This window comes from Balneola sp. (genome assembly GCA_002694685.1).
GTDB lineage: Bacteria > Bacteroidota > Rhodothermia > Balneolales > Balneolaceae > Gracilimonas.
Window position 1 is genome coordinate 61,798 of sequence record NZMW01000017.1, and the last position, 13,438, is coordinate 75,235.

Here is a 13,438-nt window from a genome sequence, read left to right on the forward strand (position 1 = left end):
TTCTTTGGCTCAACGTATCACACTATTAGAGTAGCTAGCTCTTCGTTTGTTACAAAATACTTTATCTAATCTAGTCTTTAGGTACGAATGTGTTTAAAACTGATAGTTGGCCCTTTGTTTTTAATAATATTTAGAATAGCTTAAAAGGGTTAAGTAAAATAAAATAAGGTACAAATGAGATTTCAAAATATTCTATTATTCATCGTTGCGGGTACACTAATTACAGCATGCAGTTCAAGCAAGCAAACCTCTAACAAAACAACATCTGAACAACAAGCTAACTGTTCGTTGTCTGATTATGCAGAGTATTATAACAAGATCTCTCAAAATGCAGTTTGCGGAGAGAAGTATGAGGAAGGTTCCAACCTGTACGGATTAGGAGATATGAATGGCCCTGAAAGACAATCGGAAAGACTAGAAAGAATTGCACAATCAAATGCAAGAATGGAGCTTGGTCAAAAGGCTGCTGCATTTCAGAATAAAATTAAGGGCAGTATTACTGAAGTTCAGAACGCTGATGGTACAACTTCTTCAATTTTTAGTATGGAAATTGATGTACAGCTTAATAAAGTGTCAGAAGTGGCAAGTGCTTGTGAAGAAGGATCCAGAGGATTTGCATGCTACTCTCTTATGGAGATGCCAAAATCTGTACTTTTGGAATCCACAGCGACAGCACTTCAGGAAGAAAATGAAGAGCTTTATCAGAAATGGATGGCTTCTGAACAATACCAATCTCTATTGGCCGAGTCGACCGGTAAGTAATCAGGAAGCTTCCTGATTCAGGTATGGGATGATATAACTTCCCAGTAAATCAAAAATGGGCTCTTTATACGACCGGCGCTGAGTAGCTGTAGTTAATGAATTTGTGATGACTACCACGCTGTTTAGTTCCGGGATCATAAAAATGTATTGCCCGCCGTATCCCCAGGCGAAGAATACTTCTACTCCGTTAACGGGGCGATTCCACCACATATAACCATAATCATAGGGGTTGTAGTTACTGCGGGTGTAGCTTTTAAAAGAATCGGCTACCCATTGTTTAGACACAATACGTTGACCGTCGTAGGTGCCTCCGTTTAACATCATCTGACCAATTCTGAGTAAACCAGTGGGAGTGAGAGCTAAATTATTTCCTCCCATATAATAACCCTGAGGATCACGATCCCAGCCTCCAACTCTGACATCCAAAGGATCAAAAAGATTGGCCTCGGCAAAAGCTTTCGTACTCATCCCCGTAGCTTTTGTGAGGATAACGGAAAGCAGATGAGAGACTCCGGTGCTATATACCATAGTTCCACCCGGTTCTTCTTGAAAAGGCTGGTCTAACTGAAATTCTGCCCAATTATCACTAATAACCCAGGCGCCATAGTTATAAAAACTTGTGGTTTCTAAACCCGCCTGCATAGAGAGTAACTGCCGAACGGTAATTTCTTCTTTTTTGGGATTTGGGTTCTTTTCAAAATACTCCGGGAAATAATCACCGAGCGTTTCATCAGTAGAAATTTTGTTCTGATCTACTGCTATCCCAACCAACAGGGAGGTGACACTTTTTGAAGCCGACTTGATGTTATAAGGATGACTGGCGGAAGCATTTCTGAAATATTCACCACCCAGTAATTCTCCATCTTGTTGAATCAATACACTCCGGAGAGAAGAAATAGATTCAGCTTGTTTAAATACCTCGTCTAAGCTTAATGATTTTGCCGGAGCCTGAGCTTTGAGCGGTAAAGTCTGGATGATAAAAAGGCTAAGAAGCAGAAGTACCTGTTTTAAAAAAGGATTCATTCGTTAGTTTTATATCGAAAAGTTACCGGGATTCTATCATCAAACGGAGAGCCGATGTGATAGAGTTCCCATTCCGAATCGTAATTCATAATTCGTTCTCTGAGAATGGTGATGAGATCTTCGGAGCTGCCATTTTCGGAATGCCACTCAAAAGTCTCTACACGAAACTTCATATTTCGCTTTTCACCGTTTACGTGTACATCCAGATTGACAACGCTTTCTACATTTGGGACCGTAAATTGAACTCGTACATTATGCATAGCTTTTAGTCTTAAAGTTAGCTTTCCAGTGAGGCACCTCTACTCATAGCTCAAGAATAGTGCCATATTCACCTTTTAAAGCCCAAACGCCTTTCAGAACATATCCTGCAAGTGGATATGTCCGAAAGTGATACAGCAAGTGTGCATTTACGAACAGAAGCCGATTAATCTTGAGCTTTGTTATACTGCTTGTCCAGATACGGAATTCCCTCGGTAATCCAGTCAGCCGGTGGTACTTCTTTTACATAGTGATCAAACCATTCTTTCATTCGAATCTGGAAATCAATTTGGTTGGCTTCTCTTCCAAGGTGATGTCCTTCACCCGGATAAGAAAGCAGAACCACTTCTTTATCTAATCGACGGGCTGCATTATAAAACTCAAGTCCTTGCATCCAGTCAACAGCTCCATCGTCGGTACCGTGCAGGATCATAAACGGGGTTTCAATTTGAGGGACATAAAACATGGGATTTTCACGCTGATAAACATCCCGATGACTCCAGGGAGTAACACCTCGTCCCATTCGTACCTGACCGATTTCCATAATTCCGTGGTGATTCGTTCCGGTTCGGCCATAGATGTTGTTATAAAAACTAGTCAGATTTGTTGGAGGGGCACCCGTTACCACCGTCGCAAACATATCGGTTTGGGTGAGGATAAAAGAAGACTGATAACCTCCCCAGCTATGTCCCTGAAGACCAATTCTTTCCGGATCCGCATAGCCTAAATCAATCACTTTTTGGGTAGCTGAAGTGATACAATCAAGCGAGCTGGTTCCCGGGCGGCCTTCCTGAAAAACATTGTCCGGCATTAAAACCATGTAGCCATTGCTGGCATAAGTTGACATATGAGGACGATCATCATAAACAGGCATAGAATACTGGTTATGGCGATCCGACATCTTCTCGTAGAAATAGACAATCATCGGATATTGCTTGCCCGGTTCGTAATTGGCGGGAAGCGTTAACGTGCCCTGAAGCTTGATTCCACGGCTATTTTCATAGTCAACCAGTACGCGTTCTCCCCAAGCGTATTCCGCTTGTTGAGGGTTGGCATCGGTAACTTGCTTCAGGTTTTTAAAGCTGGAATTTGTTGCGTAATAATCTGGGAAGTCAACAAATGTTTCTTTTGTGAGGATGACGCGATCGGAGTCACGGGCTTTTTCCCAATCATCAAAAAGTGCATCTTCATAGATCAATGATTTGGGTGAATTGCCAATTTTGAGCTCATAGAACCCATTCATTTTAGTCCGTTCTCCAAAAGCGGTGAGCATTAAATTTTTAGATGCATCGATGTATTCTTCATCTTGATCAAGGGTTTCGTAGCGGAACCGTATTTTTTGATCTTCGCCTACTCCACGAGTGATGTTGGTAGCTTTGGAGCCATCGAGGGCAAGCATCCATAAGTCATATTTATGGTTTACGATGACGTTCTTTCCGTCTTTAGTCCATCCCGCTACACCGTAGGTTGGGTTTTCATGGGGGTAAGGGTGATCCATATCCATAAACTGTACCGGCGCCGAAGCAGAAAGATTAGTGTTTTTATTTTGCTGAAGGTCATACACAAAAAGCACCGTATCTCCGGCGGTAATATTTTGATACAGGTAATAACGGCCATCCGGTGAATACCCCAGCGTACGTTTTACTTCCTGTGCAAAGCGTGTTCGTTCTCCATTCTGAACATTCACCCGGTATAGGTCAGCCGGTGAAACTCCCCAGTTTACATCATCTATGTATGGGGTTTCATCCCGCCCAACCATAAACTGATTGTGGTTGGAAGTATTTAGCTCCTTCATCTCCTCATCGGTAAGACGGGTAAAAGCAGAGTTGTCCGGGTTGAAGGTTGCCACATATGTGAATCGGCGGTCGCGACCTGCTTGTTGCTCCTGAACGGTTTGAATACGATCGTCTTTCCAGTGAAATACATCAACGTTTGCAACGGTGTCTTTGGCCATTTTCAACTTAGGCTCTTGCATGCGGATTCCTAAAAACACGAGCTTTCCATCTGTACTCCATGACAGCCCACCGTTTTCACTGATAACCATTTCATCCGGGAAGTTCTGCTTGGATTCAGGGTCCAGAGTTGTTTTTGTGACTCTTGAATTCAATCCTCTGAATACCATTACCTTATTTTCGGAATGTAGCAGAGTATCTACCTTAATGCCTTTCAGTACAGCGAGTGCGGTTCCTTTTTTGTTCCAATCTTTGCGATGAGCGTCATCATCATCCCAGCTTAAAGTTGAATAGGTTGTGGAATCTGTATCAAGAGTTGTGAGGTTGCCCGAGGATAAATTTTTGAGATAGACTCCATTTCCGGTTTTATCGCTGGCATCAACCAGGTAAGCAAGGTGGGAGCTCTTTTTGTTGAATGCGAATTCTGAGACGTTACCAATATTGACAACACTTCCATCCTGCAGATTTCGGACAATCAGGTCACTGCCTTTATGCTTACTTTTGTCATCTTCCGGTTTCTGACGATGAACGGCCCAATAGTTTCCATCTTCAGAAAAAGCCATGGAAGCTGCTCGCTCAATAGTGTGCTTTTCTCCGGTTTGGAGGTTTAGCAGCTGAGCCTGATTATAAATTTTATCTCCTTTTTTACTCATCTTTCTTCGAGTTTCTTCATCAACGGTAAGGATGTAGGCAACCCAGCTATTGTCACTAGAAAAAGTGGCATTTTCGCCTAACGGTATTTCATAATGAGTTCGGTCGTTATTGAGAGAGATCACATGAAGGGTGTCATCGCCACCATTTGGCTGAAGTCCATAGGCCATCCAATTTCCATTATTTGAGATTTCAGCTCCCCTGATATGCGACCAGCGGTCGTAATCATCAACATTCAGGACTTTATTTTGAGCCCAAGCTGATGAGCTTAAAATCAAAGTAATCAGGAACAAACTAGAAATAGATAGTGCTTTTTTCATGATGGATGGAAGTTTAGGAATGGTTGAAAGCGATATAACTCTAAAGGACATTCATTATCAAGGAATCCAATGTTAAAACTTGTGAGCAAAGGGAGCAACTAATGGCCGTAGAAGAATCCCTTTAAAAGATCAGTTTTAGGAAGGGAGGATATTTTTTGGTCACCTTTCAGGAAGTCATTGATTTCAGAATAAGCTCTTTCCAGCTTGTCATATTCACCTTGTTTAGCAAAAACGGTAAAACTGTAAAGGCGTTCTTTGCCTTGCCAAACTGTAACCCGGTAATGTCCGGTTATATCGCGGTCGGTTCTAATTTCAAGCAGATCATAGTGGAAGGAGTGAATTTTACGACCGGGTTCTATTACGTTGGTGGCTTCTTTATCGCTTATTCGATCAAGAATACCAGAGAGATTAAAATCTGGGGGAGGAGATTCTTCTTTTGAAGATCCAAAGCCACCAAACAGTTTTTTAAAGATGCTCATATTATAAGTATCTGGACTGGAGGCTTTGGATTAGTTTGGAAAAATATAGATCGTTTTATCTAATAATTATTACAGGGGGTGAGCTACCTTCCGCATAAGTGCCATCCTTTTTAACGAGAATAGAATATACGAACCTTCCCACAGGAGCGTCTTGTTTAACTTTAAGCTTAAGCTTTTTACCGTCCTTCACTTCTATGTAATAACTATCACCTACCGTACTTCCGTCTTCTTTTGTGAAGAAAACGCTCAGTTTATCCGGGAACTGAAATAGAAGATCGGATCCTTCAGCCGACCATTCGATATCGTCTTTTCTATTTGCTTCAATTGGAAGCGGCCTGTTCCTTTCATCTACAACAAACCATGTACTGTCCATTTTTTTTACTGAGTACTTGATCTTTTTCATTTGTGAAACAGATGCTGTACTGACCACTGCTACTGCAATAAGTGCTACCCATGTTATTATTTTACTCTTCATTTGTACCTCTTTTTTTTAAACTCCGAATTGTGGAATAATGTACTTTATTGCCGAAATGAATCCTAATCACTGGGAGGAAAGTTATTTATTAACTCTTGAAATCGTTGATCAGATACCAACTCAGATAGTTCAGGCTGATTTAGAATATTCTCAAGAGGGTAGTCTTGTTCTACCGCTTTAATCATCAAATCGATAGCTCTTTCTCTGTTGCCCAAGTTTTCGTAAGCACTTGCTGCTCTGAATGTGATGCTCGGGACTTGAGGGGCCAACCTTAGTGTTTTTTCAATATAAAAAACGGACTTAACGGAGTCTCCGATATCGGCATAATAGGATCCTAAGACAGCATTAATGTTTACGTCATTAGGGTTGACCTTAAGCTGGTTCTCAGCAACTTCAATTGCTTTTTCGTAGTTAGCTCGTTCCTCTTCCTCTTTCCCTAAAAGACCTTGTACGGAAGCTAAATTACCCCAGATGGCATAATTATTGGGGTTATTTTCTAAAGCTAAAGCGTAATACTTCGCTGCTTCTGAATAGTTTGATTCCAAATAATTAACAGTACCTAAATTCGAAGCAGCCGATTCCGTTGGTTCAATTTCGTATGACTGTGCAAAATACTGTTTTGCCATTTCCCAGTTCGACTGATAGTAGTAAGCTACTCCAATATTTGAATATCCATCAAAATTGTCTGGGGTAAGTTGAACAACTCTATATAAAGGATCTATGGCTTTTTGGTAATCTCCATTTCGAAGGTAAAAATTTCCAAGAAGCTTATAACTGAGCCAATAATCCGGCTTCAAAGAGATCGCCTTTTTGTAAGTTTGTTCCGCTTCTTCATACATACCAAGATTATCGTAAGCTTCTGCTAAACCGCCATATGCTATTTCATTACCCGGTTCCTGTTCCAGAATGGAAGTAAATATTGCAACAGCTTCATCATAATCACCTGTACCGAGGTCAAGTAAGCCCATGGTTTGTTGGACCGGTATCAATTCACTGTTGATATCCATGGCTCTGTTCAGGTACAACTTTGCGGAGTCGACATAAGTTACACCACCCGATATTTCATATCTACGCCAATAAGATTCTCCAAGAGCAGCAAATGCTAATGCGTAATTTGGGTCCTCTTCTACCGCTTTTTTGAACAGTATAATCGCATTTTCCAAGTTGTCGCTTTGCGAGTATTTGTACAGATAACCAACTCCATTCAGGTAATAAGATGAGGCTGCCGGGATTTCGGTAGTCCCCTGAGCTAGCGTGGCCTTGATTCTATCATTTGTTGTTATGTCCAGCATTTCTATCAGCTTCAAGACCGTCTCAGTCTGAAGGTTCACTACATTATCTCCCGAGATATCGATTACACTTGACTTCAGCTGCCTTAAATTTTTAGCATCGATTAAATTGATGGTCAATCGTTTTCTATCGTTTAAATCCTGAAAACTACCGGTAACCGCTAAATTGACTCCGAAAAGTTTATATGCTTCTTGAGGAGATTGCACATTATTACTTAAAACTTCACTAGACGGTATAACCCATAAAGCATCTTTATAATTATCAATTTGGGAGAGCTTGCTGGTCATAGTTTCCAGGACGCCATCCAATAAAATACGGCTAGCATCATCATTACTTACATTCTTAAAGGGAATGATGGCTAATTTTTGAGTATCAGGTTCAGATGAAGCAATCTGCATTCCACCATAAATAAAAACGCCTATCAGTGAAATACTGATGATTATTGTTAGGGCTATTTTTAACGGTGTGAAATTGCCCTTTGAAGAAGAGTCACTTCTTGCAGAACTTCGAGCATGATTTTCAAATACCGATAAAATTTCGTCAAAGCTTTGATACCGTTCTTCTGGCTTTTTTTGTAAACATTTGTTGATGATTTCTTCTACGTATGACGGGATGTTTTCTGCACGTTCTTTTACCGGTGTCGGTTCTTCATCTAGAATCGAATAGGTGATTGCCTGCTCATAAGCGCCATCAAAGGGGAGTTCACCCGTGAATAATTGATATAGAACCACACCGTAAGCCCATACTTCAGAACGAATATCAGCATCTTTTCCTACTACCAACTCCGGAGCCATGTAGGTTGCAGTACCCGAATACTCTCCCGAACTTGTTTCTTTTGTTGATGATGAAAGCTCGGCTATCCCAAAGTCTAGAACTTTAACCTCACCTTCAGGGGTAACCATTATGTTACCGGCTTTAATATCTTTATGTATAATATCTTTTTTATGGGCTGCTCCTATTCCGCGAGCTACCTTTAATGCGATATCTTCTTTTTGTTTAATCGAAGCGTTTTGTTCAGATATATATGTGCCGAGTTCGACCCCATCGACATACTGCATGGCTATGAAGCTCCCATGCTCTGAATCCTCTATAGCATAAACTTGAGCAATGTTAGGATGACTCAAAGAGGCTGTTATGCGTGCTTCGTTTCTAAAGCGCTCAACTTCTGAGTCATTAGAACTTATTCTAGAGGAAATGAATTTTAAAGCTACTTTTCTTTTTAGCTTTGTATCCTCCGCAAGATAAACCATCCCCATGCCGCCTTCCCCAAGTTTTTGCAAAACCTGGTAATGAAGAATTTGCTTTCCAATCATTGCCTTTTAAATATTTTGAACAAATATGCTGTAACAGATACTGCGTAACTCTATTTTAATGTACATTAAATAATGTATTAATGGTTTATTTTTACTTGCTTGATCTAAAAAATACTTTCTAGCCCGTTATTATGGATGAGTTTCAAAAGCTTACTGACGAGAATCAGAAATTAAAATTAGCTGTAAACGAGCTGTCAATATTGAACAATATTGCTTCATCGATAAGCTCAACACAGTCTGTTGAAGAAATCATTGATATGATTGTATTGAAATGTGTAAAGCATTTACACGTTGAAGAAGGTACAGTCAGTTTATTGGTGAAAGAGGAAGAGGGAGAGATTTTTCACACCATGATCCGGAAGCAGGATCTTACACAAAAACAGGTTCCATTTCATCTAGATAATCAGATCACGGGATGGATGCTTTTGAAACAAGAACCGCTATTAAGTAATGATGTAATTAATGATTCCCGTTTTACACTTCCGGATAATAATGACAGGTCTATACGAAATATGTTGTGTGTACCTCTAATTGCAAAAGGGAAGCTGATTGGGTACCTAGCCGTTTTTAATAAAAAAAATGAAAAAGATTTTGAGGACAAAGATCGCCGGCTTTTGACAATCATCGCATCTCAATCTGCACAGATTATCGAGAATTCTCGACTGTATGAGGAAGAAAAAGAATATCTGCTTTTAAAAGAGGAAATGAAGGTTGCTACAAGAATTCAAAACAACCTTCTGCCTGATAGTAATCCTGAGATTTCGGGGTACGAAATAGCAGGGATGAATATTCCAGCGAAAGAAGTGGGCGGTGATTACTACGACTTTATAACTCTGAGTAATAGCAATCTAGGATTCTGCGTGGGTGATGTTACCGGAAAAGGAATGCCGGCAGCTTTGCTAATGGCTAATTTACAAGCTTCTCTGAGAAGTCAGGCTTTAATAAATTTAGGATCGAGAGAGTGTGTGTCCAACATCAATAAGTTGCTTCATCGCAATACAGACCCAAGTAAATTCGCGACATTGTTTTACGGAGTGCTGGATCCCGCCAATCACGAGATACACTATTGCAATGCAGGCCATGATCAACCCCTTATATTTAGAGGGAAGAAGCTATTTTCGAGTTTAGAAGCTACCGGTATGCTCTTAGGCGTATTAGGTGAGGCGGAATATGAAAGTGAAAAATTATCTCTGTTGCCTAATGATACTGTAGTTATCTATACAGATGGAATTACAGAGGCAATGAATAAGGATTACGAACAATTTGGTCTTGAGAGAACGATAAATGTTGTCGAAAAAAATTACTCTGAATCGGCTTCCTTTATACTCAAGGAAATTTATGACCAGGTTAAGTTACATTCAGATGGCTTTAAGCAAAGTGATGATATTACCATTATGGTAATCAAGAGGGTGGAATAAAGCCTATACTATTGGCGCTCAGTGAACATTTTATTATCTCTACCTTTAAGTTATAAATAGATTATGCTATTTCCTTGGTTTCTTCATAGGGATCATCTTTCAAAAGCACCCCATCTTTAAGGTTGATTATTCGATTGCCGTAGGAAGCCATTTTTTCCGAATGGGTTACCTGTATGATGGTCACCCCTTCATCATTAAGCTTCTTAAACATCTCCATGATTTGCTCGCTTTGTTCGGAATGGAGGTTTCCGGTGGGTTCATCGGCAAGAAGAAGCTTGGGGCTTCCGATGATAGCTCGGGCAACACCAACCACCTGTTGCTGACCACCTGATAGCTGGGGAGGGAATAAGTCTTTTTTAGCCACGATATTAAATCGATCCAAAATATCCGCGACCATGGCTTTGCGCTGTTTTCCTTTTACTTTTCTGTAGAGAAGGGGCATCTCAATATTTTCATAAACGGTGAGCTCATCGATCAGATGGTAGGCTTGAAATACGAAACCAATGTGGGATTTATGATAATCTGATTTTTTCCTTTCACTAAGGTTATGAACCGGCTCTCCGAGGAATTGGTATTCACCTTCTGAGGCATCATCAAGAAATCCGAGAATATTCAGCAGCGTTGATTTACCCGCACCACTTGGTCCCATAATAGTAACAAAGTCGCCTTCAACAATATCCAGATTAATGTCTTTTAGGATAAAAGTGCGCTGAAACCGCTTATCGATATACTTGTCGATGTTTCTTAGTTGGATCATGAGATAATGTGTGAAAGTGTTTCTGTGTTTACGTGTACTCTAACGTTAACACGTAAACACCTTCAAAATGTTAGTACGTAAAATTATTCACTTCTTAAACTTTCAGTTGGATTAATTAATGTAGCTTTGATGGACTGATAACTCACTGTGAGCCAGGCCACGGCAAGCGTTACCATCCCAGCCAAAAGAAAAATGCCGATGCCGAGTTCAATGCGGTAAGCAAAATCCTGAAGCCAGGTTTTCATTCCATACCAGGCAACGGGAGCTGCAATTACGAAAGCAATAGCGACCAGTTTTGTGAATTCTTTATTGACCAATAGTACGATATTACCTGAAGAGGCTCCAAGTACCTTTCGAACTCCGATCTCTTTGGTTTTCCGGATGACCATCAGCGATGCTAAGCCAAATAATCCAAGGCAGGCAATGATAATTGCGATGATGGAACCCGTAGCTACAATTCTACTCAACCTTTGCTCTTGTCGATATTGCGCATCCAAAGCCTGATCTACAAAGGTATAATTAAAGGGAGTTCCAGGGGCAACAGTAGCAAATACTTCCCGGATATTCCCTACAGTCTGTTGGATATCAGATGTTGTGAGGTTTACAGAAATTCTGGGATCAAATGAATTGCTAATACCCAGATTCTGGATTCCTGAAAAAAGAGTTTCAAATGACATAGACATAGCTAGCGGATCTACTGAGGTATGCAGAGATTCATAATGGAAGTTTTCAACCACGCCAATTACTTCATGATCAACAAACTCCGGTCCGGGTAAGCTCTCGCCTAAAGGGTTTTCCCAACCGAAATAATCAACCATCGCCTGATTTACAATGATAGCCCGGCGCTGATCGCTGGTGTTTTCTTCTGAGAAATTTCTTCCTTCTAAAACTTGAATACCAAGTGATGGAATAAAGTCCGCATCAACCACATTACCGTGGAAGTTACGGACTTGTTGTTCGTTATCTGTAAAGCCAAGCTGAAACCAACCACCGGTTTGAACCGGAGTGAAAGAAGAAACTGTAATGGAGCTTATTTCGGGTGAAGCCCCAAGCTGATTTTCAAGCAATTGCTTAATACGAGCAGCATTTTCAAATACATCATCAGGATCGTTTTGTGGAGTATTAGTGATACCTGTATCAAATACCAAAACCTGATCCTTTTGAAAGCCGAGATTTTTGTTTTGAACATAGTTTAACTGCTGTTGAATGGTGATGGTGCCAATGATCAGGGAAATAGAAAGAGCAAACTGCAATACCACCATAAACTGTTGGAAGCGCCCTTTTCCAGATGACATCCTAATTCGTCCCTTAAGTACTTCAATCGGCCGGAACCCGGATAAAACCAATGCCGGATATATGCCTGCAAATAAACTCACAATGATAGCAGTTACAGTAAGGCTACCTATCATACCGAGAGAGTAACTGAGGTTCAGCTCTGTTCCTGATAATTCATTAAAGAGAGGAAGTAAAAACTCAGCAAAGGTAAGACCAAAAACAAAAGCAATGACCGTCATCAAGAGAGCTTCACCCCAAAATTGATACATCAAATGTTGACGAATCGCACCGATAGTTTTTCGTATTCCTACTTCTTTAGCTCTGGATGTAGAACGGCTGATGGAAAGTGTCATAAAATTGACACAGGCAATGAGCAAAATGAGGAAGGCGATTACACTGAGTATATAAGAGTAAACAGGATCGCTTACAGAGGCGAGTCCGCCGGCAAGTTCCGTGTTAAGGTGAATATCTGTCAAAGGCTGAAGGTTAATTGTGTATTGGGTTTCTTCATACACATCGGGGCCTAAAGTGCTTTCCATCATAGCAGCAAACTTCTCGTCCAGTGTTGAGGGATCCACACCTTCGCTTAAAGTGAGATAAGTACTTCCATAAATATTAAACCAACTCTGCCGGCCCTGCTCAGAAATGAGGTTCTTAAGGTTTTCGTAGGGCATCAGAATATTGTAGGGAAGGCTCGAATTAGTTGGAGTGTCTTCAATGACGCCACTTATTGAAAATTCCTGATATTCATCTCCGATTCGAATGGATAACCCCTGTTGAACCGGATTCTGATTTCCAAAAAGTCGCTTTGCTACAGACTCAGACAACACTACCGATGAGGGGTTGTTGAAAATAGTTGATTTATCTCCCTGCAATAGCTCAAAATCAAACATCTGAAAGAAATCATCATTAACAACCAAGACTCCTTCACTTTGCGCTTCCGGTTTTTGAACAGTTTTGACCAGGTTATTGAAGTTAAATAGGTAGGTGATGTGTTCAACCTCTGGGATGTTATCCTGAATTGTTGGACTTAGGATCACCGGCGTTGCCGTGTTAGCAAGTACTCGTTGATCGGGGGTAGTCTCTTCGTACCATACACGGTACGTACGATCCGCCTTAGAATGAAATGAGTCGTAGCTCCATTCATTATGTACATATAATGCTATGAGGATACAGCAAGCAATTCCAGCTGCCAGTCCAAAAATATTGATAGACGAATAAACCTTGTTTTTAAAAAGGTTCCGAAAGGCGATTTTGAAGTAGTTTTTCAGCATAGAAATATCCTGTTAATTTTATCTATACCTAACTATTCAACTATCATACCAAACCGGGAAATAGTTATGAAAAGGGCTTTAAAGCCTAAAGAGAGCTACGAGCCTGTTCGCTATTAAACAGCAGGTGTACATTATCGAACAGTTTTGGTTTTTCCGTATTCAATACATAATTGAAAGGTATTAAACCAGCT

General features: G+C 40.6%; 10 protein-coding genes. 2 read left to right on the plus strand and 8 right to left on the minus strand.

Translation table 11 applies throughout. The features are described from left to right. Positions 1 to 174: 174 nt before the first annotated feature. Entirely contained in the window at positions 175 to 762 is a 588-nt protein-coding gene (locus CL667_16350; GenBank protein ID MAL19269.1) for a hypothetical protein, read from the plus strand. On the opposite strand, the gene CL667_16355 is transcribed toward CL667_16350, so the two are convergent. From CL667_16355 to CL667_16380, 6 genes are all read right to left on the minus strand, one after another. Beyond that, a complete protein-coding gene (locus tag CL667_16355; protein ID MAL19270.1) occupies positions 763 to 1,785 on the minus strand; it encodes a 6-aminohexanoate hydrolase in 1,023 nt (340 codons plus the stop codon). Next, complete coding sequence (locus CL667_16360) at positions 1,782 to 2,045, minus strand: hypothetical protein (GenBank protein ID MAL19271.1); 264 nt, start codon at positions 2,043 to 2,045, stop codon at positions 1,782 to 1,784. Before CL667_16360 ends, CL667_16355 begins: the two co-directional genes overlap by 4 nt. 164 nt (positions 2,046 to 2,209) lie before the next feature. Continuing rightward, positions 2,210 to 4,966 carry a peptidase S9 gene (locus tag CL667_16365; GenBank protein MAL19272.1) on the minus strand — a complete coding sequence of 919 codons (2,757 nt, stop codon included), beginning with the start codon at positions 4,964 to 4,966 and terminating at the stop codon, positions 2,210 to 2,212. A 98-nt stretch (positions 4,967 to 5,064) separates the two neighbouring features. Further along, on the minus strand, positions 5,065 to 5,445 hold the full coding sequence (locus CL667_16370; protein ID MAL19273.1) for a hypothetical protein: 381 nt from the start codon (positions 5,443 to 5,445) through the stop codon (positions 5,065 to 5,067). Between the two features lie 55 nt (positions 5,446 to 5,500). Further along, the gene (locus tag CL667_16375; GenBank protein MAL19274.1) at positions 5,501 to 5,920 is read right to left on the minus strand and encodes a hypothetical protein; all 420 of its coding nucleotides are present in this window, start codon (positions 5,918 to 5,920) and stop codon (positions 5,501 to 5,503) included. Between the two features lie 62 nt (positions 5,921 to 5,982). Beyond that, positions 5,983 to 8,523 (minus strand): hypothetical protein, encoded by a 2,541-nt coding sequence (locus tag CL667_16380; protein MAL19275.1) that lies wholly within the window; start codon positions 8,521 to 8,523, stop codon positions 5,983 to 5,985. 131 nt (positions 8,524 to 8,654) lie between these two features. Between CL667_16380 and CL667_16385 the strand changes: the two genes are divergently transcribed. Then, positions 8,655 to 9,941 carry a hypothetical protein gene (locus tag CL667_16385; protein ID MAL19276.1) on the plus strand — a complete coding sequence of 429 codons (1,287 nt, stop codon included), beginning with the start codon at positions 8,655 to 8,657 and terminating at the stop codon, positions 9,939 to 9,941. A gap of 61 nt (positions 9,942 to 10,002) precedes the next feature. On the opposite strand, the gene CL667_16390 is transcribed toward CL667_16385, so the two are convergent. Further along, positions 10,003 to 10,698 (minus strand): phosphonate ABC transporter ATP-binding protein, encoded by a 696-nt coding sequence (locus tag CL667_16390; GenBank protein ID MAL19277.1) that lies wholly within the window; start codon positions 10,696 to 10,698, stop codon positions 10,003 to 10,005. 83 nt (positions 10,699 to 10,781) lie between these two features. After that, positions 10,782 to 13,247 carry a macrolide ABC transporter permease gene (locus tag CL667_16395; GenBank protein MAL19278.1) on the minus strand — a complete coding sequence of 822 codons (2,466 nt, stop codon included), beginning with the start codon at positions 13,245 to 13,247 and terminating at the stop codon, positions 10,782 to 10,784. Positions 13,248 to 13,438: the final 191 nt, after the last annotated feature.

Coding starts and splice junctions, on each gene's coding strand:
- CL667_16355 (MAL19270.1), bottom strand. CDS start 1,785: ATGAATCCTTTTTTAAAACAGGTACTTCTGCTTCTTAGCCTTTTTATC.
- CL667_16370 (MAL19273.1), bottom strand. CDS start 5,445: ATGAGCATCTTTAAAAAACTGTTTGGTGGCTTTGGATCTTCAAAAGAA.
- CL667_16380 (MAL19275.1), bottom strand. CDS start 8,523: ATGATTGGAAAGCAAATTCTTCATTACCAGGTTTTGCAAAAACTTGGG.
- CL667_16360 (MAL19271.1), bottom strand. CDS start 2,045: ATGCATAATGTACGAGTTCAATTTACGGTCCCAAATGTAGAAAGCGTT.
- CL667_16395 (MAL19278.1), bottom strand. CDS start 13,247: ATGCTGAAAAACTACTTCAAAATCGCCTTTCGGAACCTTTTTAAAAAC.
- CL667_16390 (MAL19277.1), bottom strand. CDS start 10,698: ATGATCCAACTAAGAAACATCGACAAGTATATCGATAAGCGGTTTCAG.
- CL667_16385 (MAL19276.1), top strand. CDS start 8,655: ATGGATGAGTTTCAAAAGCTTACTGACGAGAATCAGAAATTAAAATTA.
- CL667_16375 (MAL19274.1), bottom strand. CDS start 5,920: ATGAAGAGTAAAATAATAACATGGGTAGCACTTATTGCAGTAGCAGTG.
- CL667_16350 (MAL19269.1), top strand. CDS start 175: ATGAGATTTCAAAATATTCTATTATTCATCGTTGCGGGTACACTAATT.
- CL667_16365 (MAL19272.1), bottom strand. CDS start 4,966: ATGAAAAAAGCACTATCTATTTCTAGTTTGTTCCTGATTACTTTGATT.